This window comes from Pseudomonas mendocina (genome assembly GCA_037482215.1).
In the GTDB taxonomy this organism is placed as follows: domain Bacteria; phylum Pseudomonadota; class Gammaproteobacteria; order Pseudomonadales; family Pseudomonadaceae; genus Aquipseudomonas; species Aquipseudomonas mendocina_E.
Genome location: CP148074.1, coordinates 2,128,743 through 2,154,258 on the forward strand (window position 1 = coordinate 2,128,743; position 25,516 = coordinate 2,154,258).

17 protein-coding genes are annotated in these 25,516 nt (G+C 55.5%); 9 read left to right on the forward strand and 8 right to left on the reverse strand.

All coding sequences use genetic code 11. The annotated features are described in order from the left end of the window. Nucleotides 1-5: 5 nt before the first annotated feature. The 4 genes from WG219_09655 to WG219_09670 form a co-directional block, all read right to left on the reverse strand. Nucleotides 6-1,613 (reverse strand): carboxyl transferase domain-containing protein, encoded by a 1,608-nt coding sequence (locus tag WG219_09655; protein WXL27689.1) that lies wholly within the window; start codon nucleotides 1,611-1,613, stop codon nucleotides 6-8. 102 nt (nucleotides 1,614-1,715) lie between these two features. After that, on the reverse strand, nucleotides 1,716-2,879 hold the full coding sequence (locus WG219_09660) for an isovaleryl-CoA dehydrogenase (GenBank protein ID WXL27690.1): 1,164 nt from the start codon (nucleotides 2,877-2,879) through the stop codon (nucleotides 1,716-1,718). 40 nt (nucleotides 2,880-2,919) lie between these two features. Further along, nucleotides 2,920-3,306, reverse strand: a complete 387-nt coding sequence (locus WG219_09665) for a MerR family DNA-binding transcriptional regulator (protein ID WXL27691.1) — start codon at nucleotides 3,304-3,306, stop codon at nucleotides 2,920-2,922. Between the two features lie 120 nt (nucleotides 3,307-3,426). After that, entirely contained in the window at nucleotides 3,427-4,338 is a 912-nt protein-coding gene (locus WG219_09670) for a LysR family transcriptional regulator (GenBank protein ID WXL27692.1), read from the reverse strand. Nucleotides 4,339-4,492: 154 nt separating this feature from the next. Here WG219_09670 and WG219_09675 point away from each other — a divergent pair, with 154 nt between their 5' ends. Then, nucleotides 4,493-5,722: an acyl-CoA dehydrogenase gene (locus WG219_09675; protein WXL27693.1), complete on the forward strand. Its 1,230-nt coding sequence runs from the start codon at nucleotides 4,493-4,495 to the stop codon at nucleotides 5,720-5,722. A gap of 51 nt (nucleotides 5,723-5,773) precedes the next feature. On the opposite strand, the gene WG219_09680 is transcribed toward WG219_09675, so the two are convergent. The 4 genes from WG219_09680 to xthA all read right to left on the reverse strand — a co-directional run bounded on the left by WG219_09680 (nucleotide 5,774) and on the right by xthA (nucleotide 9,426). Continuing rightward, nucleotides 5,774-5,944 (reverse strand): hypothetical protein, encoded by a 171-nt coding sequence (locus WG219_09680; protein ID WXL27694.1) that lies wholly within the window; start codon nucleotides 5,942-5,944, stop codon nucleotides 5,774-5,776. A gap of 6 nt (nucleotides 5,945-5,950) precedes the next feature. Next, nucleotides 5,951-6,928, reverse strand: coding sequence for a TerC family protein (locus WG219_09685; protein WXL27695.1), 978 nt, complete (start codon nucleotides 6,926-6,928; stop codon nucleotides 5,951-5,953). A gap of 198 nt (nucleotides 6,929-7,126) precedes the next feature. Next, nucleotides 7,127-8,509, reverse strand: a complete 1,383-nt coding sequence (locus WG219_09690; GenBank protein WXL27696.1) for a phosphate ABC transporter substrate-binding/OmpA family protein — start codon at nucleotides 8,507-8,509, stop codon at nucleotides 7,127-7,129. Between the two features lie 104 nt (nucleotides 8,510-8,613). Next, nucleotides 8,614-9,426, reverse strand: coding sequence for an exodeoxyribonuclease III (gene xthA / locus WG219_09695; protein ID WXL27697.1), 813 nt, complete (start codon nucleotides 9,424-9,426; stop codon nucleotides 8,614-8,616). 144 nt (nucleotides 9,427-9,570) lie between these two features. Here xthA and WG219_09700 point away from each other — a divergent pair, with 144 nt between their 5' ends. From WG219_09700 to WG219_09735, 8 genes are all read left to right on the forward strand, one after another. Beyond that, a complete protein-coding gene (locus WG219_09700; protein WXL27698.1) occupies nucleotides 9,571-10,209 on the forward strand; it encodes a GNAT family N-acetyltransferase in 639 nt (212 codons plus the stop codon). Nucleotides 10,210-10,287: 78 nt separating this feature from the next. Continuing rightward, a complete protein-coding gene (locus tag WG219_09705; GenBank protein ID WXL27699.1) occupies nucleotides 10,288-12,015 on the forward strand; it encodes an autotransporter assembly complex family protein in 1,728 nt (575 codons plus the stop codon). Next, on the forward strand, nucleotides 12,012-15,671 hold the full coding sequence (locus tag WG219_09710; protein WXL27700.1) for a translocation/assembly module TamB domain-containing protein: 3,660 nt from the start codon (nucleotides 12,012-12,014) through the stop codon (nucleotides 15,669-15,671). The genes WG219_09705 and WG219_09710 overlap by 4 nt, the downstream gene beginning before the upstream one ends. A 280-nt stretch (nucleotides 15,672-15,951) precedes the next feature. Further along, nucleotides 15,952-17,295 carry a sodium:alanine symporter family protein gene (locus tag WG219_09715; GenBank protein ID WXL27701.1) on the forward strand — a complete coding sequence of 448 codons (1,344 nt, stop codon included), beginning with the start codon at nucleotides 15,952-15,954 and terminating at the stop codon, nucleotides 17,293-17,295. Between the two features lie 111 nt (nucleotides 17,296-17,406). After that, nucleotides 17,407-17,907, forward strand: coding sequence for a thiol peroxidase (gene tpx / locus WG219_09720; GenBank protein WXL27702.1), 501 nt, complete (start codon nucleotides 17,407-17,409; stop codon nucleotides 17,905-17,907). A 158-nt stretch (nucleotides 17,908-18,065) separates the two neighbouring features. Further along, the gene (locus tag WG219_09725) at nucleotides 18,066-19,310 is read left to right on the forward strand and encodes an MdtA/MuxA family multidrug efflux RND transporter periplasmic adaptor subunit (GenBank protein ID WXL27703.1); all 1,245 of its coding nucleotides are present in this window, start codon (nucleotides 18,066-18,068) and stop codon (nucleotides 19,308-19,310) included. Continuing rightward, nucleotides 19,310-22,408 carry an MdtB/MuxB family multidrug efflux RND transporter permease subunit gene (locus WG219_09730; GenBank protein ID WXL27704.1) on the forward strand — a complete coding sequence of 1,033 codons (3,099 nt, stop codon included), beginning with the start codon at nucleotides 19,310-19,312 and terminating at the stop codon, nucleotides 22,406-22,408. The genes WG219_09725 and WG219_09730 overlap by 1 nt, the downstream gene beginning before the upstream one ends. Beyond that, a complete protein-coding gene (locus WG219_09735; GenBank protein WXL27705.1) occupies nucleotides 22,405-25,512 on the forward strand; it encodes an efflux RND transporter permease subunit in 3,108 nt (1,035 codons plus the stop codon). The genes WG219_09730 and WG219_09735 overlap by 4 nt, the downstream gene beginning before the upstream one ends. Nucleotides 25,513-25,516: the final 4 nt, after the last annotated feature.

The window sequence follows — 25,516 nt, forward strand, 5'->3', positions numbered from 1 at the left end:
TGGCCTTACATGCGGAACACGCCAAAGGTGGTCGGCTCAATCGGTGCGTTGAGGCTGGCGGAGAGGGCAAGGCCCAATACCTCGCGGGTCTGCGCTGGGTCGATCACACCGTCATCCCACAGGCGCGCACTGCTGTAGTAGCTGTGGCCCTGACGTTCGTACTGCTCAAGAATCGGCTGCTTGAGGCTGGCTTCTTCTTCAGCGCTAAAGGTCTGCCCAGCGCGGGCGGCCTGTTCGTGCTTCACCTGCACCAGCACGCCAGCAGCCTGCTCGGCTCCCATCACGGAGATGCGCGCATTCGGCCACATCCACAAGAAGCGTGGGTCGTAGGCGCGGCCACACATGCCGTAGTTACCAGCGCCAAAGCTGCCACCGATGATCACGGTGAATTTCGGCACCTTGGCGCAGGCCACTGCATTCACCAGCTTGGCACCGTGTTTGGCGATGCCACCGGCTTCGTATTTTTGCCCGACCATAAAACCGGTGATGTTTTGTAGGAACAGCAGCGGAATGCCGCGCTGGCAGGCCAGTTCGATGAAGTTCGCACCTTTTTGCGAGGATTCAGCAAACAAGATGCCGTTGTTGGCCAGAATCGCCACCGGATAGCCGTGAATATGGGCAAAGCCGCAGACCAGCGTGGTGCCGAACAGCGCCTTGTATTCATCCAACACGCTACCATCAACGATGCGGGCGATGACTTCGCGCACATCGAAGGGCTGCTTGGAGTCGGCCGGGACCACGCCGTACAGCTCGTCGCTGCTGTACAGCGGAGCGATTGGCGTTTGGGTATTTAGGCTGCCGAGCTTGCGCCAGTTAAGGTTGGCGATGCAACGGCGGGCGATGGCCAGGGCGTGTTCGTCGTTCTCGGCGTAATGGTCGGCCACGCCCGAGGTTTTGCAGTGCACATCGGCTCCGCCCAAATCTTCCGCGCTGACCACTTCACCGGTGGCGGCTTTCACCAACGGCGGGCCTGCAAGGAAAATGGTGGCTTGCTGGCGCACCATAATCGCTTCATCAGCCATGGCCGGCACATAGGCGCCACCGGCGGTGCAGGAGCCCATCACCACGGCAATCTGCGGGATGCCCATGGCGCTCATATTGGCCTGATTGAAGAAGATGCGACCGAAGTGCTCACGGTCCGGGAACACCTCATCCTGACGTGGCAGGTTGGCGCCGCCGGAGTCCACCAGATAAATGCACGGCAGACGGTTCTGCTGGGCGATGGTCTGGGCGCGCAGGTGCTTCTTAACGGTCAGCGGGTAATAGCTGCCGCCTTTTACCGTGGCGTCGTTGGCGACGATCATGCATTCAACGCCTTGCACGCGGCCAATCCCGGCCACGACACCGGCTGCTGGGACGTCTTCGCCATAGACTTCATAGGCTGCCAACTGGCCGATTTCGAGAAACGGCGAGCCGGGGTCCAGCAGGCGGTTGATGCGTTCACGGGGCAGTAATTTGCCGCGAGAGGTGTGGCGCAGTTGGGCTTTCTCGCCGCCGCCTTCATGGATGCGGGCGAGCAGGGTGCGCAGGTCGTCTACCTGAGCTTGCATCGCTTCAGTGTTGGCGATGAAGTCCGGCGAGCGGGTATTGATCTGGGAGTGCAGGATGGCCATGAAACGGCTCCGTTGATCCGTCTTTTCGTAGGGTGGGTGAGGCTTCGCTCACCCACCAGCTTTTAGCGTTCTTCTGCGTGTGCAGATTTCGAGACCAGTGACTTACTTGGTTTCGTTAAACAGCTCGCGGCCAATCAGCATGCGGCGGATTTCGCTGGTGCCTGCGCCGATCTCATACAGTTTGGCGTCACGCAGCAGACGGCCAGCCGGGTATTCGTTGGTGTAGCCGTTACCGCCAAGAATCTGGATGGTGTCCAGGGCCATTTTGGTGGCCATTTCGGCGGTGTAGAGGATCACTGCTGCAGCGTCTTTGCGGGACTCTTCGCCGCGATCACAGGCCTTGGCGACGTTGTACAGGTAGGATTTGGAGGCGTTCATACCTGCGTACATGTCGGCGACTTTGCCCTGAATCAGCTGGAACTCGCCAATGGACTGATTGAACTGGCGGCGTTCGTGAATGTACGGCACCACCACGTCCATGCACGCGGTCATGATCCCGGTCGGGCCGCCCGACAGCACAGTGCGCTCGTAGTCCAGGCCGCTCATCAGCACGGCCACGCCACGGCCTTCTGCGCCGAGGATGTTTTCTTCTGGCACTTCGCAATCTTCAAACACCAGCTCACAGGTGTTGGAGCCGCGCATGCCGAGCTTGTCGAGCTTCTGGTGACGGGAGAAACCTTTGAAGTCGCGTTCGACGATAAACGCTGTTATGCCTTTAGAACCGGCGTTGATGTCGGTCTTGGCATAGATCACATAGGTGTTGGCATCTGGGCCATTGGTGATCCACATCTTGTTGCCATTGAGCACATAGCGGTCGCCTTTCTTCTCGGCGCGCAGTTTCATCGACACCACGTCAGAACCGGCGTTCGGCTCACTCATGGCCAGGGCGCCGATATGCTCACCGGAGCAGAGCTTGGGCAGGTATTTCTGCTTCTGTGCTTCGGTGCCGTTTTTATGAATTTGGTTCACGCATAGGTTTGAGTGCGCGCCGTAGGATAGGCCAACTGAAGCAGACGCGCGGCTGATTTCTTCCATGGCAATCACGTGGGCCAGATAGCCCATGTCGGTTCCGCCGTATTCCTCTTTTACGGTCATCCCAAGCAGGCCCATGTCACCGAATTTACGCCACATATCCATGGGGAATTCGTTGTCACGGTCGATCTGAGCTGCGCGTGGCGCAAGCTCAGCTTGGGCAAACTGGCGAACCGAGTCGCGCAGCATGTCGATGGTTTCGCCAAGACCGAAGTTGAGGGACGGATAGTTCATGATTCCACCTGCGAAATTGTTATTGGATAGGGGAGTAGGGTTAGCGTTTTGTGATTTCTGCGAGCGCTGCCAGGCACCGCTCTTCGGCGGTATCCAGTTCCAGTTGCATTTGTTGGATATCGAGCAGCTGCTGTTCGAGCTGAGCGCGGCGCTCAGCAATCTTGCTCATAAAGGTGTTCAGCTGTTTCTGGTTGCCGTGAACCGGGTCGTACAGCTCAATCAGCTCCTTGCACTCGGCCAGGGAAAAGCCGATGCGCTTGCCGCGCAGAATCAGCTTCAGGGTGACTTTGTCTTTAGCGCTGTAGATGCGCTCCTGACCCCGGCGTTCGGGGTTGAGCATGCCTTGTTCTTCATAGAAGCGAATGGCGCGGGTGGTGATGTCCAGCTCGCGGGCCAGTTCGGAGATTGAATAAGTGACTGCAGACATGAATAGACTGGCTCGTATTTACCTTTACGTAAACGTAAAGCTGTTTGCAGCCGAAGTCAATCCACTCAATAAACCAACATGGCCTGGCCTTGTGGGTATAAGAAAGAAGGGCTAAGTCACTCAGAGGGGCTGTTTGTTTGCGGCTTGAGCAATCTCAATGATCTGCTCACGCATCCAGCGGTTGGCCGGGTCCTGATCTGTGCTTTCGTGCCAGTACAGGTGAGTTTCCAGCGTCTGCATGTCTTTAACAGGTAATTCGACAAAGTGCAGCCCGTTACGGTGGGCAAAGCGTTCAGGCACGGTCATGGCCATGTCGGTGGTTTCAAGCACGGTGGTCGCCATCAGGTAATGCTGTGAGCGCAAGGCGATATTGCGCTGCAGGCCCTGCCGACCAAGAGCCAGGTCAACGTGGCCGAGCCCGTTGCGACGAGTTGAGATGTGGATGTGGGTGAGTCCCAAGTATTCATCCAACGTGATTTTCTCTTTGGCCAGCGGGTGCCCCTGACGCATGGCGCAAACGTAGCGATCCTCCATGAGTTTGACGTGACGCACCTGCGGGTCAATGTTGAGCGGGGCATCTACGGCAAAGTCGAGGCGACCGGCGGCCAGCTCCTTAGTGGTCTCCCGGCGTCGAGCTAGCATACTTTCAATCTTCACATTAGGCGCTTGCCGGCGTAGTCGCTGGAACAGAGGTGGCAGCACGACGGCTTCGGTCAGGTCAGTCATGCTGATGCGAAAGATCTTGTTAGCTTGCGCAGGGTTAAAGATGCGGCTTTCCTGTACTGAAATCCGCAGCTGCTGGAGCGCATTGCGCACAGGGCCAATGATGTTTTGCGCCATGGGTGTGGGCACCATGCCTTGGGCGGTGCGAACAAACAGCGGGTCATTGAAGGTTTCCCGCAGGCGCGCCAAGGCGTTGGATACGGCAGGCTGGGTGATGCCAACGATCTGTCCTGCGCGAGTCAGGTTGGCCTCGGTATAAATGGCATCGAAGACGACGAAAAGGTTGAGGTCGACCTTGTTCAGATTCATTTCCGGTTCGCTCCGTATGCAGCTAGCATTAATGGCTAATATATGTTTTGTGAATAGTTGTGGTCGTAATAAATAGATTGGGTAAATCTTATGCTCAGTTCAAGTCTTATTGCTACTCCACCGAACACTCCAGAACGAACAAGAAGGTACCCCTATGGATTTCGCCTACTCACCAAAGGTTCAGGAATTGCGCCAGCGGGTCACTGCTTTTATGGAAAAGCATGTCTACCCTGCTGAATCCGTATTTGAACGGCAGGTCAATGAAGGTGACCGCTGGCAACCTACAGCCATCATGGAAGAGCTGAAGACCAAGGCTAAGGCCGAGGGCCTATGGAACTTGTTCTTGCCTGAGTCGGAACTCGGCGCTGGGTTGACCAATACCGAGTACGCGCCACTGGCTGAAATCATGGGTAGCTCCCTGATCGGCCCGGAGCCGTTCAACTGTGCAGCTCCAGATACCGGCAACATGGAGGTGCTGGTGCGTTATGGTAACGAGCAGCAGAAAGAGCAGTGGCTCAAGCCGCTGCTGGACGGCACGATTCGTTCAGCCTTCGCCATGACCGAGCCAGCTGTGGCCTCCAGTGATGCCACTAATATGCAAGCCCGCGCTGTGCGTGAGGGTGATGAGTGGGTGATCAATGGCCGTAAGTGGTGGACGTCCGGGGCTTGTGATCCGCGCTGCAAAATCATGATCTTCATGGGGCTGACCAATCCGGATGCACCGCGCCATGCACAGCATTCGATGATCTTGGTGCCGACAGATACCCCCGGCGTGAAGATCATCCGCCCGCTGCCTGTTTTTGGTTACGACGATGCGCCTCACGGTCATGCCGAAGTGCTGTTCGAGAACGTGCGAGTGCCCTATGAGAACGTGCTGTTGGGTGAGGGCCGTGGGTTTGAAATCGCCCAGGGGCGTCTTGGCCCAGGCCGGATTCACCACTGCATGCGCTCCATTGGTATGGCGGAGCGCGCTCTAAAACTGATGTGCGAGCGTTCAGTTAGCCGTACAGCATTTGGTAAGCCTCTGGCGCGCTTGGGGGGCAATCTGGATTTGATCGCCGAGTCGCGCATGGAGATCAACATGGCGCGCCTGCTGACGCTTAATGCGGCGTACATGATGGACACCGTCGGCAACAAGATCGCAGCGAGTGAAATCGCCCAGATCAAGGTGGTGGCACCCAATGTTGCCCTGAAGGTGATTGACCGGGCGATCCAGATGCACGGTGGAGCAGGCGTTTCCGGTGACTTCCCGCTTGCTTATTGGTATGCCATGCAGCGTACTCTGCGTTTGGCTGATGGCCCCGACGAAGTGCATCGTGCGGCCATTGGTAAGTTCGAGTTGGGTAAGTATGTGCCTAAGGAACTGCTGAAAAGCGCTCGCTAACGTCGAAGGCCAAAACAAAGCCCGCTAATGCGGGCTTTGTTTTTTAGTCATTCAGTGGCTTGTCTGGCCATTTAGCCACTGAACACGCATGTGCAACTGCGCGGCAAAAGAGCGGGCTGCACGTTCGTTGCTGAACGTCAGGCAACGTTTACCCATACGAACCTGCCAAAACTGTTGATTGTGTTTCAGCAGGGTTTCAATCGTGACAACGGGCTGTGACATAGAGAGTTATGTTTCATTTTGGGCTCGGGTCTTAATCAGAGACAAGATCACACCTGCTGCCAGCACTCCGAGCGTAACGCTTAACGAAAGCGCTGCGGGAACCTTGACGAACTCATGCAGGAAGATCTTGCCGCCGATGTAGATTAGCACTACAGCCAGGGCATATTTCAGGTACACAAAGCGGTGCATCAAGGCTGCCAGGGCGAAATAAAGAGACCTCAGTCCCAAAATTGCAAAGATGTTGGAGGTGTAGACGATAAACGGGTCCTGAGATATCGCTAGCACGGCCGGCACACTGTCTACAGCGAACACCAGATCGGCCAGTTCAATCAGCACCAGCGCCAGCAGTAGTGGGGTGGCAAACAACACGACTTTCCCTGTTTTGTCAGGCTGGCGCACCAGGAAATGCCCTTCATGCAAGCGGTCTGTAATACGCAGATGGCGGCGCAGGAACAGCAGCAGCTTGTTCTGGCTAAGGTCTGGGTGTGCTTCTTCCTTGGAAAACAGCATGCGGATGCCGCTGAAGAACAAGAATGCACCGAAGATATACAACACCCACTCGAAGTTCTGCACCAAGGCCGTGCCAAGGGCGATCATGATGGCGCGCAGGACGACCACGCCGAGGATGCCCCAGAACAACACGCGATGCTGGTAGCGGCGGGGGATGGCGAGGAAGTTTAGGATCATGGCCATGACGAACACGTTGTCCATTGAAAGCGACTGTTCGACCAGAAAGCCGGTGTAAAACTCAAGTGCTTTGGTGGCGCCAAGCTGGAGCCAGATCCAGCCGCCAAACGCCACGCCAACGCTGAAATAGCCTGCATAGAGCAGCAGGCTTTCGCGCATTTCGATTTCATGTTGATCGCGGTGCAGCACGCCCAGATCAAGGGCGAGCAAGGCGATGATGATGATAACGAAGGCCAGCCAGAACCAGCCAGGGGTACCAAAAAAGGACGTGCTAAGGATGCCTAATAGGCTTTCCATTTGAGCCACCTCTAAGTGTCGGTTTAAGTTGGGGTCACAAGTGACTCCGACATCACGGTGAGGAACTCACCGCCAGAGGGGCCCGGCGTCACGCAGTGTTAAGGATCGTCCTGACGCTAAATTTTCGCAAGTGATGTCATTTAGATGCTGTATCAATAGGTTGCAGCTTTGCCTGTGCCTGACACGGGCGCCTGATACTCAATAAACCCAAACCTCTACCCGGCGATTTTTAAGACGACCGTCTGCAGCTTGATTAGAGGCCACTGGCAAACCATCGCCCAGACCGATGAAGTCCCGCACCCTGACGCCGCTGCGTTGCAGTTCTCTCCTGACAGCGAGTGCGCGCAGTTTTGACAACAGCTCGGTGCGCTGAGGGTTATTGCGGGTGTCACCAAAGCCAACCAGCACCACATTGCCCTGCGTCTTGGCATGGGGTGTGAGGAAATCGTTGAGGCGGTTCAGGTCGCGCTTGGCCTTATTGTCTAGGGTGGCACTGCCTTCTTGAAAGCGGAAGTTCACTGAAAGGCGTTGTGCGTTTTGTGCCAATTCACGGTAGTTAGCGGGCATGTCTTCGTGCAGTTCGGTTGCAACGGTTTGTATGGTCTGCGGAATAAAACCGGTTTGTTGGACGATGGCCTGGCCGCGTGCGCTTTGGGCAAAGTCCACAAGCGCCTGCACCCATGGGTTTTGTGAATGTGGCGAGCTATACAAATAAAGGCGTCGAGACAGCGGGTAGTCTTCTGTCGCGATCTGGGTTTGGCTAGGTGACATGGCCAAGGCATCACCTGAGCCGATGGCTATTGCCTTGGCTTGTCGAATATAAGGCAGACCAATAAAACCAATGCCGTGTTTGTCACGGCTTACGGCGTCAGACAGTGCTTCGCTGGACTCGTACCGTTTTGCTGTCGCAGCGAGTTGTTTGGCATTAGCACTGAGTACGAGCTCGCTAAAGGTGTCATAGGTGCCGGATTTATCATCCCGCGCGTAGAGGTGAATCGGGCCAGGTGGCGCGCCAAGCTCGCCCCAATCGCTCACCTCACCGGCAAAAATCTGGGCCAGCTCCTCTGTGGTCAAACTCGTCAGTGGGTTGAGCGGATGCAGGATGATGGCGAGCCCGTCGAGCGCAATAATGTGTTCGGCATTCGCGCTGCTCAGATCGCCGAGTGCGGAAAGACTTGCAAGTTCTGCTGCTTTTATCGGCCTGGACGACGCGGCTAAATCAGCCTCTCCAGTTGCCAGAGCAGCGAAGCCAGTGCCAGAACCGTGCGCTGCAACGGTGATAATGATCGTGTTGCCGTCAGGACTTTGTGCTTGAACCAGTTGCTCGTTATCGCGCGCTCCTGCTTTGATCAAAATGGATTGGAAACCTTGTTCCTCCAAAAGACCACGAACTAGGGCGGGGGCCAGGCGTGCACCTACGGTGTTTGAGCCATGAATACGAAGAGTGGCGTGGTCACTTGTTGTCGGGGGGAGAGCGGCGAAAGCAGAAATGGGCAGCGAGTAAAAAACAAAGGCAAGGATCAATACAGCGATGGTGTGAGTCCAGTTTTCCCGGCCGGACAGTGTACAAGCACGCGACATGCGTCATTAACCTTATGAAGGGTTGGTAGGCAGACGCAGAGATTAAGACAAGCAGGTGACTGAACAATGACAGTCACCTGCTAGAGCCTACAGCGGAGCTTTGATCAGCTCAGTTCAAGCCAGATGGGCGCATGGTCTGAAGGTTTCTCCATGCCGCGCAGCTCGTAGTCGATACCGGCTTCTTTGAGTCGTCCCTGGAGCGCTAATGAAGCCAGAATAACGTCAATGCGCAGGCCGCGCTTAGGTTCGTCTTCAAAACCGCGACTGCGGTAGTCGAACCAGCTGAAACGGTCATTCACCTCAGGGTGCAATGCCTTGAAACTGTCTACAAGCCCCCAGTTCTTCAAGGTTTCCAGCCATTCGCGCTCCTCCGGTAGGAAGCTGCATTTGCCGGTTTTCAGCCAGCGCAAACGGTTGGGCTCGCCGATACCAATATCGCAATCTTGGGGGGAGATGTTGATGTCGCCCATCACTACCAGTGGCTGTTCTGGCGTGTATTGAGTGGTCAGAAGTTTCTGTAAATCCGCGTAGAAGCGTTGTTTGGCCGGAAACTTGAGTGGATGATCACGGCTTTCACCCTGCGGAAAATACCCATTCATGACGGTTACTGGGTTGCCGTTGGCATCGGCAAACGTGCCGTAAATAAATCGGCGCTGGGCGTCCTCTTCATCATCAGGGAAGCCTTTGCTGATGCTGATGGGCTCTTGGCGGGAGAGCAGAGCAACGCCGTAATGGCTCTTTTGGCCGTGGTAGTGAACGTGGTAGCCCAGTTGGCGAATTTCAGCCTCGGGAAACTGTTCGTCAGCGACTTTAGTTTCTTGAAGGCCGATGACATCCGGCTGGTGTTTTTCGATCAGCGCTGCCAGTTGATGTGGGCGTGCGCGCAGGCCGTTGATATTGAAGGAGACAATCTTCATGGTCGGCGATTTTGGCTTTTGCTATGGAAAGCTTTCGATCCTAGCCGATCAGGCTGCTCTACGGCCAGTCTGTGGCGAGGGACGGCGAGCGGTGCTAACTTGGCTGAAGGCCGATCCACTCTAAAAACAAAAGAGGTCAGATGAATGCCGGATACCCATGCAGAAGTTCGTATGCTGGACAGTGGTTATACGCGTGAAGCCCGCTCGTTGCTTTACCACGCCTACCGGCATGACCCCACTTTCGCCTATCTGTTTGATGCCGAGCGGCCTGGCTACGACCAGCGGGTTCGGGCTACGGTTCGCGAGTTGGTGCATCAGCACTTTGCTGAAGAACTACCCGCTATCGGTCTGCTGATTGAGGATCGTTTGGTGGGTATTGCGCTGATTGCTCCCCCTGTTCGGCGTTTAGGCATTACCGAAAGCTGGGGGTGGCGTTTGCGGATGTTGCTCTCAACCGGATATCGCTGTACGCAGCGCTACCTGGCTTACCACGAGGCAGTAATCGCCTGTTTGCCAGCTGGTCAGTACCATGTTTTACCACTGCTCGGTGTGCACCCGCAGTATCAGGGCAAGCGCCTTGGCGAGCAGCTTCTAGAGAATTTGCATGCCTGGTGCGCGGCAGATGCTTCATCCCAAGGCATTGTGCTGGATACAGGAAACAGCCATTACCTGGATTTCTATAAGCGTCATGGTTATGAGGAACTAGGTGAGGTCGCAATCGGGCCTGTGATTGAGCATGTGTTCTTCCATCCTAACCCGCAGCCTGCAACTGTTGCCGGGTGACATTCATGGCCTGTTAGTACGAACTTACTGACAGGCCTAACATCCAAGTTCGTTCGTACCCTGTGTTAGCATCTTTTAATGCCTGTTTTTGTTAATGTTTCTGCTCTTATTGCGCTTCTCCTCTTCAGTTCTGCCGCCTTGGCAGAGGCTCAATTGCGTGTCCGTGTTGAACCCTCTAACAGTGATCTGAAAAAGAACATTGAGGGGCATATAGGGGATTTGGGGGAGCGCGATGCTGAGGATCTCCAGCGTTTCCGTCGGGTCGCTGAGGCTCAGGCAGCCAAAGCAGCTCAGGCGCTTGGCTACTACCATGCGCACATCACCACTGAAGTCTCAGATGGAAAAAAACCACGGCTGAGCGTCAAGGTAGAGCCGGGCGAGCCAGTCAGGCTTCGCGATGTGGTGATTCGTATTGAAGGACCGGCCAGTGAGCTCAAGCGTTTTCGCATTCCAGATGAGCCAGGGTTAAAAGCTGGAGCCCAGCTGAATCATGGCCATTACGAGTCTGCAAAGCGCGATATTCAGAACCAAGCCTCACGGTTTGGATTTTTCTCAGGCAGGTTTACCCAGCAGCGATTTGTTATTGACCCTGAGGCGGAGACCGCTGATATCGAGCTGGTCTACAACAGTGGTCCGCGTTACCAGTTGGGGGAGGTCAACTTCAGTGGGGACGCACCGTTTGATGAGTCACTTCTGCAACGTATGGTGCCTTTTAAGCCCGAAACGCCCTATGACGCGGCGTTGATTAATGAGCTGTATCAGGCACTGCGTTCCAGTGGCTATTTCGAAACCGTTCAGGTTGATGCCAACCCGACTGCTGCGGATGAGCAGCGTATTCCGGTTCAGGTTCAGCTCCAGGCACGCAAGCCCCGCAGCATGGGCCTTGGTCTGGGCTTTTCGACAGATGTGGGGCCGCGCGGCCGGGCAAACTGGACACGTCACTATGCCAACCCCCAAGGACACAGTTACGGTGCTGAGTTTGAACTTTCCGCGCCACGGCAGAATGTGGGGTTGTGGTATGACATTCCACTGGACCCGCCACTGACTGACAAACTGCGTATTGCGGGTGGCTATCAAGCTGAGGACCTGGCCGACACCGATACTAAGAGCCGTCTGCTCACATTCGGACCTGAATGGCACAGTCAGTTGGAAAGCGGCTGGCAGCGGGTGCTTTCGGTGAAAATGCTACGAGAAGAGTACAACCTAGGCGGTGACTCAGGCCTGAGTACGCTCTTGATGCCAGGTTTCAGCTATTCGTACCTGCAAAGTGACAACAAGATTGATCCTAACCACGGTTATCGTGTGCAGCTCGGCTTGTCCGGGGCAGTGGAAGGCGTGTTATCAGACTCCAATGTGATTCACGGTAATGTGCAGCTTAAGGGATTAACGACCGTGTTCAGCAGGCATCGACTGTTGGGGCGAGTTGAGTTTGGGGGGACCGAGTCTGATGGGTTTGGCAACGTACCGCCGTCGCTAAGGTTCTTTGCCGGTGGTGATCAGAGCGTGCGGGGTTACGACTACCAGAGCCTCTCTCCGGAAAACAGCAAAGGTGACAAAATCGGTGGGCGATACTTGGTAGCTGCCAGCGCGGAATACCAGTACAGCCTGACTGACTCCTGGCGTCTGGCCAGCTTCTATGACACGGGGAATAGCTTCAACTCCCTGGACTTCCCTTCATTGAAGAGCGCTGTGGGCGTCGGGGTGCGTTGGGTCTCACCGTTGGGGCCGCTGCGTCTGGATCTTGCCCATCCGTTGGATGATAACGGCGGCATTCGCTTTCACTTCTCCATGGGGCCTGAGCTGTGAAGCGCCGTTTTTTGATTGCTATTTCCTGCTTGCTGGCGCTGCTGATATTCGCATTGGTGTCGGTCGGCCTGCTGCTCAAAACTGAGGCCGGTAGTCGTTGGGCGCTGGGGTTGATCCCAGGGCTGGAGGTCGAGGCATTTCAAGGGCAGCTCGCTGGAGAGTGGAAAGCTAACCAGCTGCATTGGACGCAGGGTGACAATAAGGTGCTGGTTGAGGCGCCTAATATGGAGTGGAGCCCCGCTTGTTTGTTGCGAATGACCCTATGCATCGGACGTTTGCACAGCGGCATGATTATTCTGGATTTTCCGCCGACAGATGAAGCGCCCAGCGAGGAGCCTTTCAGCTTGCCTGATCTGAATCTGCCGGTTGCGCTTGAGTTGGGCGATATCAGCATTGCGGGTGTGCGTTTTAATGGCAGTGACCAGGTACAGGGCGCACAGCTCGGCGCTCGCTGGAGCACTGAGGGGCTGTTGATCGAAACCCTTCGAGTTAAGTCCGGCGACGTTGCGCTGGACGTAAAAGGACAATTGTTGCCTGTCGGAGAATGGCCGTTGGAGCTGCGGGGGCAGTTGACGCTGCCGGCGCCTGATCAGCAGCCTTGGACGCTTGAGCTGAAGCTGGATGGCAATCTGCGTGATCAACTGACCCTTAACGCCAACAGCCAAGGTTACCTCGCCGGTACATTGAGTGGTGTTGTCCAGCCATTAGCGGAACATTTGCCTGCCTCATTGCGCTTGCAAGTGCCTTCTTTCAAAGCAAGTCGAGATTTACCCGATACCCTGACACTGCAGCGGCTCGACCTGCACGCCGAAGGTGATCTGGATAAAGGCTATATGGTGGCAGGTAAGTCTGATCTTGCTGCAACCGATGGCCCTATAGCGCTAACGCTTGCCGGGGTGGTAAAGGCTGACGGCGCCGTCATCAATACATTGAATGTAACGGCGAGCCCTGAGCATTACGTTCAGTTGAGCGGTAATGTCGACTGGGGCCAGGGCCTGAGTTTCGACAGTAAGCTCGCGTGGCAAGACTTTCCCTGGCTGCGGCTGTATCCGCTTGAGCAGCCGCCAGAGGTCGTGCTCAAAACATTGGATGCTGAAGTGGCGTACCGTGATGGCGACTACCTCGGTAACTTTGCCGCTGCGCTGGACGGCCCAGCTGGAGCCTTCAGTTTGAAAAGCCCGGTCAGCGGGAATCTGCATCGGGTGTACCTGCCTGATCTTGCGTTGCAAGCCGGAGAGGGGCTTGCCCAGGGGCAGGTCAGCGTAGGATTTGCTGATCAGCTCGACTGGGATGTTCGGCTGCAGGTCAGTCAGCTTGATCCGGCCTATTGGCTGGCAGAGATGCCGGGCACGCTGGCTGGTGCGATTAACAGCAAGGGTGATCTCAAGCAGTTTAAAGCGGATATCAACCTAGATGGCCGCCTGCGTGCTCAGCCTGCAAAAGTGCTGGTGCAGTACGACGGTGGGCTGGAGCAGGGCGAGCTGAGCGCGTTGGACGTTCAACTGGGTGATAACAGCATCAAGGGTAAGGCTGCTCTGCGTGAAACCCTGAGCGGACAGCTGCAGTTGGCGATGCCAAGGCTTGGACAGCTGTGGCCGGGCTTGCAGGGGCAGCTCAATGGACAGATCAACCTGACTGGTACTGTACAGGCACCTTCGGCCAAGGCTGTCTTGCAAGGTAACAAACTCGCATTTGATGGGCAGTACATCCGGCAATTGACGCTTGATGCTGCCCTGGATGCAGGTAAACGCGCCAAACTGGCCTTGGATGCTCAGGGGATTCGCTCAGGGGATACAGATGTCGGCCGCCTCACCGTCAACGGTGACGGTACGCTGGAGCAGCATCGCGTGCAGTTGGCCTTACAGGGGCCGCTGCTCAACAGCGAGCTGGCAATCGACGGTGGGCTGAGCAACGGCAACTGGCGGGGGCGTCTGAGCAGTGCTCAGCTCGAAGGTGGCGGGCAGGACTGGCGCTTGCAAGAACCCGCAAGCATTGAGTACCTGGCAAACGGCCGTCTGGAGCTTGGTGCGCACTGCTGGCGTTCTGGTCAAGCCAGTTTGTGTGGGGCTAAGCAGCAACTGATGCCCCAGCCGAAACTCGACTTCCAGCTTCGTGACTTCCCTATGGCAAGTCTCAAACCGTGGCTGCCGGATAGCTTTCAGTGGCAGGGCGAGCTCAATGCTGACTTGAAACTGGATGTTCCGGCTGCTGGGCCGAGCGGCCGGATTCGTCTGGATGCTGGCCGCGGTGTCTGGAGGGTCAAGGAGCAAGATGAGTGGGTTGATTTCAACTACGAAAACCTTAGCTTGGTCTCGCAACTCAAACCTCAGCAGGTCGACACCCGTATTGAACTCAGTGGTCCGAAAATTGGCCAAATGCTCGTTCAATTCCAGCTAGATCCGCGGGCTAGCACTAAGCCTCTGCGAGGGAGCTTTGATCTTAACGGGCTAGATCTGGCAGTCGTTCGACCTTTCGCGCCTATGGTTGAGCGAGTGTCCGGACAATTGAATGGTTCGGGGATGCTTTCGGGCTTTCTGCTCTCTCCACAGGTGAATGGCTCATTGCGCATTGCAGATGGTGAAGTCTCGGGCGGCGAATTGCCTATGAATCTGGAGTCTTTGCAGTTGTTGGCGCAGATAGATGGCCAGCGTCTGCGGCTGGATGGCGGCTGGCGCAGCGGTGAGCTGGGGCAGGGCAAGTTGCAGGGTGACCTGAGCTGGGCGAATGGTCTGGCTGCTGATTGGCGACTGAAAGGCACTAACCTGCCGGTTAATGTCGAGCCCTACGCAGCATTGGATGTAGAGCCCGACTTGCAACTGGTCTTGCTCAATGATCACGTGTCTGTCACCGGTAAAGTGGCGATTCCAAAAGGTGCGATAGAGGTTCGCGAGCTACCGCCATCTACCGTTCAGGTCTCTGGCGATGCACAGGTTATTGGCACCGAGCAAACGCAAAAGCCAGCTACCGCCATCGCCATGGATATTGACGTAGAGGTCGGGCAGGAAAAGCTAACCTTTAAAGGATTTGGCCTCACGGCGGATCTCCTTGGGCGTCTGCATATTGGCAACGATCTCGACACACGGGGAGATCTGAATCTTAAAGACGGTCGTTTCCGTGCTTACGGACAGCGCTTGAATATCCGCAGGGCGCGCGTGTTCTTTACAGGCCCGATTGATCAGCCCTTTTTGGATATTGAGGCGGTGCGCAAGGTCGATGATGTCACGGCAGGGCTGCGTCTGACGGGCAATGCTATGCAACCAACAACTGAGGTCTTCTCAGAGCCAGCAATGAGTCAGGAGCAGGCTCTGTCTTACCTTGTGTTGGGACGTCCACTGGGTCAAAACGCTGGCGACAACAATATGCTGGCTCAGGCAGCTTTGGCGCTGGGTATGGCGGGCAGCGCGCCTGTGCTTAGTACAGTGGCAGAAGGTTTGGGGATTAAGGACTTCCAGTTGGATACCCAGGGTTCTGGTGCGACGACCAGTGTGGTGGCCAGCGGTAACCTCTCAGAACGGCTCAGCCTGCGCTATGGCGTGGGTGTGTTTGAACCCGCCAACACGATTGCATTGCGCTATGAGTTGACGCGTAAGCTGTATTTGGAAGCCGCCAGTGGTTTGGCCAGTTCTCTGGATATTTTTTATCGACGCGATTTTTAACTGGGCAGTCAGGATATTTTCTGGATTCCGAGGGATTAAAGGGGTTTTAATAACTTGGTAACCCAAATCCACTGGGCTTTTGGCCCTAAATAGTGAACTTTTCTGCTATCGGCTTCCTATACTAGCTTCGGTTTGTCTGCACTGATGTCTAAGTGAGGACAGGCACCAAATTGCTGTGAGTGCATCAGGCCTACAGGTCTGAGTATTAGCAGCATTGCCTACCCGGCATCTGGTCGAGCGAATTACCCCTCGCGTTCACTACAAGAATAAGGATATGAGCATGGAATTTCTGAATACCCTCGTAAACCAGGTCAACGCCCTGATCTGGGGCCCGCCCATCTTGGTGCTGATTCTCGGCACCGGTTTTTTCCTGATGCTGCGCTTGAAGTTTATGCCGATTCGCAAGATCGGAGCGGGCTTCAGTTTGATGTGGCAAGGGCGGCAAAAGGGTGACGCGTCTACGGGTGAAATCAGCCCTTTCCAGGCCTTGATGACCTGTCTGGCCGCCACTGTAGGTACCGGCAATATTGCCGGTGTTGCAACGGCAATCTTTTTAGGTGGCCCGGGCGCATTGTTCTGGATGTGGTGCACGGCGCTCGTGGGTATGGCGACCAAGTACTGCGAAGTTGTACTGGCCGTGCATTACCGCGAGAAGGACGAGCGTGGTGAGTTCGTCGGCGGCCCCATGTATGCCATTAAAAATGGCCTGGGTAAAAAATGGATGTGGCTGGGTACTGCATTTGCCATCTTTGGTGGTTTTGCAGGTTTTGGCATCGGTAACATGGTGCAGGTCAACAGCATGGCCGCTGCCTTGCAAGGTTCATTCGGCATTCCACTGTGGTTGACCGGTGTCGCCACTATGATTGTGGTTGGCTTGGTGATCCTTGGTGGCATTAAGCGTATTGGTAAAGTGGCCGCTGCGCTGGTGCCTTTTATGTGTGTGGCCTACATCATCGCTTCGCTGGTGGTCCTGATTGTCAACGCGGACAAGATTCCGGCAGCGTTTGAGACCATTTTCACGTACGCCTTTACACCTATTGCTGCCACCGGTGGCTTCGCGGGTGCTGCTGTAATCGCTGCCATCCGTTTTGGTGTAGCTCGTGGCATTTTCTCGAACGAAGCGGGTCTTGGTACGGCTGGTATTGCTCAAGCCGCAGGTACCACCAACAGTGCTGTGCGTTCGGGCATGATCGGCATGATCGGTACATTCATTGACACCATCATCATCTGCTCCATGACCGGCCTTGCGATCATTTGCTCAGGTGTGTGGACCAGCGGGCAGAGTGGGGCGGTATTGTCTGCGGCCGCGTTTGAGTCTGCTATGCCGGGCTTCGGTGGTTACATTCTGACCTTGGCGTTGGTGATTTTTGCTTTCACCACAATCCTTGGCTGGAGCTATTACGGTGAACGCTGCTGGGAATATTTGGTCGGAACGAAGGCTATTCTGCCGTTCCGCTTGTTTTGGGTGATTGCAGTTCCATTCGGCGCAATCTCTCAGCTTGATTTCGCTTGGCTGGTGGCGGACACATTGAATGGCTTAATGGCGCTACCAAACTTGTTGTCATTGCTGCTGCTCAGCCCGGTAGTGGTCAAGCTGACGCGCGATCACTTCGCGAATAAATAACCTGGTAATCCTGTCGAATGGTTAAGCTGACAGGCTAGGCCAAGCGTACGCACTGTTGTGTGACAGTGCGTACAGCCGCTTTCAAATATCAATCTGTTGAAGGACTTCACCATGGCAAACGTTACTCTCAAAGGCTCCCCGGTCGAAGTGGCGGGTCAACTGCCGCAGGTTGGTCAGCAGGCGCCTGCATTCTCTCTGGTTGCTGGCAACCTGAGCGATGTCACCCTGGCGAGCCTGGCTGGCAAGCGCAAGATTCTGAACATCTTCCCGAGCGTTGATACCCCGACCTGTGCAACCTCCGTGCGCACATTCAATGCCAAGGCGGACAAACTGGAAAACACCGTTGTGCTGTGCATCTCAGCAGACCTGCCATTTGCTCAAGCGCGCTTTTGTGGCGCTGAGGGCCTTGAGAATGTGGTGAATCTGTCCACGCTGCGTGGCGCTAACTTCCTCAAGGATTATGGTGTCGCTATCGCCAGCGGCCCGCTAACTGGCCTTGCTGCTCGGGCAGTAGTCGTGCTGGATGAAAACGATAAAGTGCTTCACAGCGAATTGGTCAGCGAAATTGCCAATGAGCCAGACTATGCTGCTGCACTGGCTGCTCTTAGCTAAGTTGTGCCAGCTGCATCAGACGGCCTGCCTCGCAGGCCGTTTTTATTTGTGGATCAGGTGCTTAGTTACGTAAGGAAATGGTAAATACAGCGCTGCGGGCTTTGCAGCGGGACTGATTCTGCATATCGTTCACGCTCCCAAGGAAACTGATCGCTGCCATGTCTGCTATGCCTACCCCAAACAGTCACTCAAAACCATCACGCCAATGGCTTATTGGCACAGTTGCCTTAGTCATTCTGATCATTCTTTTGTGGTGGTTCTGGCCGTCGAAACCTGAGGGACCACCGGCGGGGATGCCGCGCGGCCCGTTTGGTGATGCCGGGCCTATACCCGTGCGTTTGGCTCCTGTCACACAAGGGCGCTTTGATGTTGAGCTCAAGGCGCTGGGGACGGTCACCGCGTACAACACGGTGAATGTGAGACCCAGGGTTGATGGCGAGCTGGTCAAGCTTCTTTTCAAAGATGGCCAGCCAATCAAGGCAGGTGAATTGTTGGCGGTGATAGACCCGCGTCCCTACGAAATCGCTTTGCAACAGGCTAAAGGTGCGTTGCAGGAGAATCAGGCCCAGCTGCGTAACGCAGAAGTTGATCTGGAACGTTACCGTGGCTTGTTTGCCGCGGACTCCATTGCTAAGCAGACATTGGACACACAAGAAGCCTTGGTTAATCAACTACGCGGCACGACCCAGAGTTTGCAGGCTAACGTTGCAAGCGCGCAGTTGAACCTCGATTTCACCCAAGTCAGAGCCCCTATTACTGGACGTTTGGGTATTCGCCAAGCCGACGTAGGCAATCTGGTCAACTCTGGGGACACCACGCCGCTGGTGGTTATCACCCAGACGCTGCCAATCAGTGTTGTGTTCACCCTGCCTGAAGGTGATCTCCCTGCGGTTATGGAACAGTTACACGCAGGCAAAAAGATGGCGGTTGAGGCTTGGGATCGCAGTGAAGTTAACAAGCTGGCAGAAGGTGAGCTTGAAAGCGTCGATAACTTGATTGATACCGCTACCGGCACCATCAAACTCAAGGCCCGCTTTGAAAACGCTGATCAAAGCCTTTTCCCTAACCAATTCGTAAATGTACGACTGCGTGTCAAAACCCTTGACGACGCCGTCCTGATGCCTGCATCCGCGCTTCAATTCGGTGGTGAAGGGACATTCGTTTATGTTGTGGATGATGAAGACAAGGTGCAGTTGACCCCTGTTTCTGTAGGGACCAGTAACGGTCAGACCGCAGTTGTTGAACAGGGCCTTAAGGGTGGTGAGCGGGTCGTGCTGGAGGGAACCGATCGCTTGCGTTCCGGTAACAAGGTTGAAGTCGTCACCGATGGAAAACCCGCTGACGCTCAGCAAACTGTACCTTCCGGTGAAAACGCCGAAAGCCCGCGTGGACCACGCCCATAATGAATGTATCGCGTCTGTTTATTCTGAGGCCGGTCGCCACCACGCTGATCATGGCGGCGATCTTTATCAGTGGCCTTATTGCTTACCGACTGCTGCCTGTTTCTGCGTTGCCAGAGGTGGATTACCCGACTATTCGGGTGATGACCCTTTACCCGGGCGCCAGTCCGGATGTGATGACCAGTGCTGTCACTGCGCCGCTTGAGCGTGAGCTGGGGCAGATGGCGGGACTCAAGCAGATGTCGTCAACCAGCTCCGGTGGGGCTTCGGTCATTACCTTGCGCTTTAACCTGGACATGCGCATGGATGTGGCTGAGCAGGAGGTGCAGGCTGCGATTAACACCGCTAGCAATCTGCTGCCGAACGATCTGCCGTCACCGCCGGTGTACAACAAGGTCAACCCGGCTGACACGCCCGTCCTGACGCTGGCGATCAGTTCTGAAACCATGCCGCTGCCTAAGGTTTATGACTTGGTCGATACGCGCTTGGCTCAGAAACTCGCACAAACCAGTGGCGTGGGTCTGGTCAGCTTGGCGGGAGGGCAGCGTCCAGCCGTGCGCTTGCGTGTTAATCCTGAGTCGCTTGCAGCTTATGGACTGAACCTGAGTGATGTTCGCAGCCTGATTACTGCCAGTAACGTTAATCAGCCTAAAGGTAACTTTGACGGGCCTACGCGTATTTCCCAGCTGGATGCTAACGATCAGTTAACGTCAGTGGATGAGTATCAGCAGCTGATCCTCGATTATGAAAATGGCGCAGCGCTAAGGTTGAAGGACGTTGCCACGATCATCGACGGTGCCGAGAATCAGCGTCTTGCCGCGTGGGCGAACCGTAACAAGGCGGTGCTGGTCAACGTTCAGCGTCAACCTGGCGCCAATGTCATTGAGGTTGTCGACAGCATCAAAGAGCTGTTGCCTCACCTGACTCAGGGTTTGCCCGCCAGCTTGGATGTGGTGGTCCTGACTGACCGGACTGAGACAATTCGTGCTGCCGTTAAAGGTGTCCAGCATGAGTTGGTGCTGGCTATCGCGCTGGTGGTGTTGGTGACGTTTCTGTTTCTGCGCAAGCTGACTGCCACAATTATTCCGTCAGTTGTGGTGCCTTTGTCGTTGATCGGTACGTTCGCCGTGATGTACCTGGCAGGCTTCACCATTAACAACCTGACCCTGATGGCCTTGACCATCGCCACCGGTTTTGTGGTCGACGATGCCATCGTGATGCTGGAAAACATTGCTCGGCATCTGGAGGAGGGGGAAACACCGCTCAACGCAGCCCTGAAGGGTGCCAAGCAGATTGGTTTTACCCTGGTATCGCTGACTATTTCTCTGATCGCGGTACTGATTCCGTTGTTGTTTATGGCGGATGTGGTGGGGCGGCTGTTCCGTGAGTTTGCGATTACCCTGTCGGTAGCGATCTTGATATCGCTGGTTATCTCGCTAACCCTGACGCCTATGATGTGTGCACGGCTTCTCAAACCAGAGCAGCCAGAGAAAGAAGGGCGTTTCTACCATGCCGCCGGCGCTGTGCTGGACCGCATGATTGATCGTTACGGCGTCTGGTTGCAGTGGGTGCTTAAGCACCAGCCGCTGACGATGCTGGTGGCTGTGACCACTCTGGGCTTGACGGTTGTGTTGTATATGGCAGTGCCTAAGGGGTTTTTCCCTGTACAAGACACAGGGGTGATTCAAGGGATCTCTGAGGCGCCTCAGTCTATATCCTTCTCCGCGATGAGTGAGCGTCAGCAAATGCTGGCGGATGCGATCCTGAAAGATCCGGCGGTGGACAGCCTTTCTTCCTATATTGGTGTTGACGGGGACAATCCGACGTTGAACAGCGGGCGTCTGCTGATCAACCTGAAACCCCGTGACGAGCGTGATGTAACCGCCAGTCAGGTGATCGAACGACTGCGTCCTGAGTTGGCCCGCCTGCCAGGTATTGATCTGTACATGCAGCCTGTTCAGGACTTGAGTATTGAGGATCGCGTCAGTCGTACTCAATTCCAGTTCAGCGTGGAAACGCCGGAAATCACGCTGCTTGAAGAGTGGGTGCCAAAGCTGGTCAGCGCGCTGCGAGAGCGTCCAGAGCTGACGGATGTGGCCAGTGATCTGCAAAACCGAGGCTTACAGGTTTATCTCAAGATCGACCGCGATATGGCCGGGCGCTTGGGGATCAATGTGGCAGATATCAATAACGCTTTATACGATGCATTTGGCCAGCGGCAGATTTCCACCATTTACACCCAATCCAGTCAGTACCGGGTGGTCTTGGAAAGCCAGGATATAGGCAGTGCAGGAATCGCAGCGCTAAGGCAGATACACGTCAGGGCAGCTGACGGGCAGCAGGTGATGCTGTCATCACTGGCACAAATTGAAGAGCGTCCGGCCAGTTTGCTGATTAACCATATCGGCCAGTTCCCGGCGGCCACCTTGTCATTCAACTTGGCAAAGGGCGTTTCGTTGGGCGATGCCGTGGCGGTTATTGAGCAAGTGGAGCAGGAAATTGGCGTACCGGCGGCGATCCAGACCCGCTTCCAGGGTGCTGCCGAGGCCTTCCGCGCGTCACTGTCGAGCACGCTGCTGTTGATTCTTGCTGCTGTTGTAACCATGTACATCGTGCTGGGGGTGTTGTACGAAAGCTACATCCACCCGATCACCATTCTTTCTACATTGCCATCTGCGGGTGTTGGTGCGTTGCTGGGGTTGTTGCTGACGGGAACCGAGCTAGGGTTGATCGCCATCATCGGCATCATTTTGCTGATCGGTATCGTCAAGAAGAACGCGATTATGATGATCGACTTCGCCCTCGATGCCGAGCGTAATCAAGGGATGTCACCGGACGCTGCAATTTATCAGGCTGCGCTTCTGCGCTTCCGGCCGATTCTGATGACCACACTGGCTGCACTCTTTGGCGCAGTTCCGCTGATGCTGGCAACCGGCTCGGGTGCTGAATTGCGTCAGCCTCTGGGGTTGGTGATGGTGGGTGGGCTGTTGGTTAGTCAGGTGCTGACGTTGTTTACCACGCCCGTGATTTATCTGTATTTCGACCGCTGGGCACGTCGCTTTACAGGCCGTAGCGCGTCAGGAATTGTGGTCAGCCAATGAATCTCTCGGCTCCCTTTATCCTGCGCCCGGTAGCTACTTTACTGCTGAGTTTGGCCATCCTGTTACTCGGTGGGGTGAGCTTTGGCCTGCTGCCGGTTGCACCGTTGCCACAAATGGACTTCCCGACTATCACGGTTCAGGCCAGCCTGCCTGGGGCAAGTCCGCAGATCATGGCTTCCAGTGTGGCGACACCACTGGAGCGGTCGCTGGGTACCATCGCCGGCATCAGCCAGATGAACAGCCGCAGCAGTCAGGGCAGTACGCGGATCATGATTCAGTTTGATCTGGACCGTGATATCAATAGTGCGGCCCGTGAAGTGCAGGCGGCAATCAACGCCTCCCGCGAGTTGCTACCGAGTGGCATGCGCACCATGCCAACCTATGCCAAGGTCAACCCATCGCAAGCACCGATTATGGTGTTGTCACTGACCAGCCCGGTTCTCGATAAAGGTCAGCTGTACGACGTTGCATCGACGATTTTGGCGCAGAAGTTGGCTCAGATTGCGGGCGTGGGGGAGGTACAGGTTGGTGGTAGCTCCTTGCCTGCTGTGCGCGTAGCACTTGAGCCCCGGTTGTTGGATCACCACGGCATCGCTCTGGATGAAGTGCGTCAGGCCATCAGCAATGCCAACGTCAAACGCCCGAAAGGGGCAATTGAAGATGGTGATCGGCACTGGCAGGTTCAGGCCAGCGATCAGCTGGAAAAGGCAGCTGATTACATCCCGCTGATCATCCGTTATCAGAATGGCGCGGCGGTGCGCTTAGGCGACGTGGCTACGGTCACGGATGGGGTAGAGGATCGCTACAACAGTGGTTTCTTCAATGATCAGCAAGCCGTGCTGCTGGTGATTAACCGCCAGACCGGCGCCAATATTCTCGAAACCATTGATGAAATCCGCGCTCAGCTGCCTGAGATGCGGGCAGTGATCCCTGCCAGTGTTGATTTGCAAGTAGCGATGGATCGCTCTCCGGTTATCCGTGCCACCCTTCATGAGGCAGAGCAGACCTTGCTGATGGCGGTAGGGCTGGTGATTCTGGTGGTGTTTGCCTTCTTGGGCCGCTGGCGAGCCGCGTTGATTCCGGCTCTGGCAGTGCCGGTGTCGCTGGTTGGGACATTCGCGGTGATGTACCTGCTGGGCTTTTCCCTGAACAACTTGTCTTTGATGGCGCTAATTATTGCCACAGGGCTGGTGGTAGACGATGCCATCGTGGTGCTGGAGAACATCTCGCGTTACATCGAAGAGGGTGAAAGTCCGATGTCAGCGGCCTTCAAAGGCGCTAAGGAGGTCGGCTTTACACTGCTGGCGATGAACCTCTCGTTGGTGGCGGTATTTGTCTCCATTCTATTTATGGGAGGCATTGTCGAGCGGCTGTTCCGCGAGTTTTCCATCACCCTCGCTGTGGCTATTGTGATCTCTCTGGTTGTCTCGCTGACCCTGACACCGATGCTCTGCGCCCGTTGGCTGAAACCTGACGACATAGCACGCAAGCCTGGTCTGATGGAGCGCTGGGGGGCAGTCGTTCAGACCAAGGTGCTGACCTTCTACGGCAAAACGCTGGATTGGGCACTGCGCCATTCATTGCTGATGGTTTTCAGCCTGCTAGCAACCATCGCACTGAATGTGTTTTTGTTTATCAGCGTGCCGAAAACCTTTATGCCGCAGCAAGATACCGGGCAATTGATCGGCATGATCCGGGGCGATGATGGCCTGTCGTTTAAAGTCATGCAGCCGAAGATGGAAATCTACCGGCGCGCCATTCTGGCTGATCCAGCTGTTGAGAGTGTTGCGGGTTTTATTGGTGGTGGCGGTGGCATCAGTAATGCGTTTTTGATCGTCCGCTTAAAGCCAATTAAAGAGCGGAAAGACAGCTCGCAAGCTGTAATCGCACGTTTGCGTCACAACATGCCTAAGGTTCCCGGTGGGCGTATGTTCCTGATGCCTGATCAGGACTTACAGATCGGCGGCCGTGAAGGGCGCAGCTCGGAGAACGAGTACATGCTCATGTCTGGGGATTTGGAGTTGCTACGCAAGTGGCTACCTCCGGTACGTGAAGCGCTGCGAGCTTTGCCTGAACTGACTGACATCGATGCAAAAGAGGTAGATGGCGCACAGCAGATAAGCTTGGTCATCGACCGAGAGGTTGCTAAACGCTTGGGCGTTGATATGAGCATGATTACGGCGGTGCTCAACAATGCGTTTAGTCAGCGGCAAATCTCTACGATCTACGACACATTGAACCAATACAGCGTGGTGATGGAGATTAATCCTAAGTTTGCTGAAAACCCTGAATCGTTAGAGCAAATCAAGGTGATCACCGCAGATGGGGGCAGGGTTTCTCTATCAAGCTTTGCCCGCTGGGAACTGAGCCTCGAAGAGGACCGGGTAGGTCATCAGGGCCAGTTTGCTGCAGAAAACATCGGTTTCGCATTGGCCGAGGGTGTCAGCTTGGACCAGGCTACTGAGGCAATTAATAAGGCCGTGGCCCGTATTGGCTTGCCAACTGATGTCCAGGGCATGATGGGGGGCACTGGTGGGGCGTTCCAGCAGACCCAGAAAAATCAACCGTTGATGATCCTTATGGCGCTAGTTGTCGTCTATATCGTTCTGGGTGTGCTTTATGAAAGCTATGTGCATCCGTTGACGATTTTGTCGACATTACCTTCTGCAGGCGTAGGTGCACTGCTTGCCCTGCAGCTGATGAAGGTTGAATTCAGCCTGATTTCTTTGCTGGGTTTGTTTTTGCTGATCGGTATCGTCAAAAAGAATGCGATTTTGATGATCGATCTGGCTCTGCAACTAGAGCGGCAAGGCACCATGAGCCCGCAGGCGTCGATCCGCCAGGCCTGCCTGCTGCGCTTCCGCCCGATCATGATGACTACGCTGGCAGCTATCCTCGGTGCGTTGCCGTTGATGTTGGGTTCTGCCGAGGGTGCAGAGATGCGTCAGCCGCTGGGCATCACCATTGTCGGTGGACTGGTCCTTAGCCAGTTACTGACGCTCTACACCACGCCAGTGGTGTATTTGTACTTCGACAGACTGGGTCGGCGTGTTAATCGCTGGCGTGGCGTACAAACTGATACTGCTTTGGATACAAGGATATGAAGCT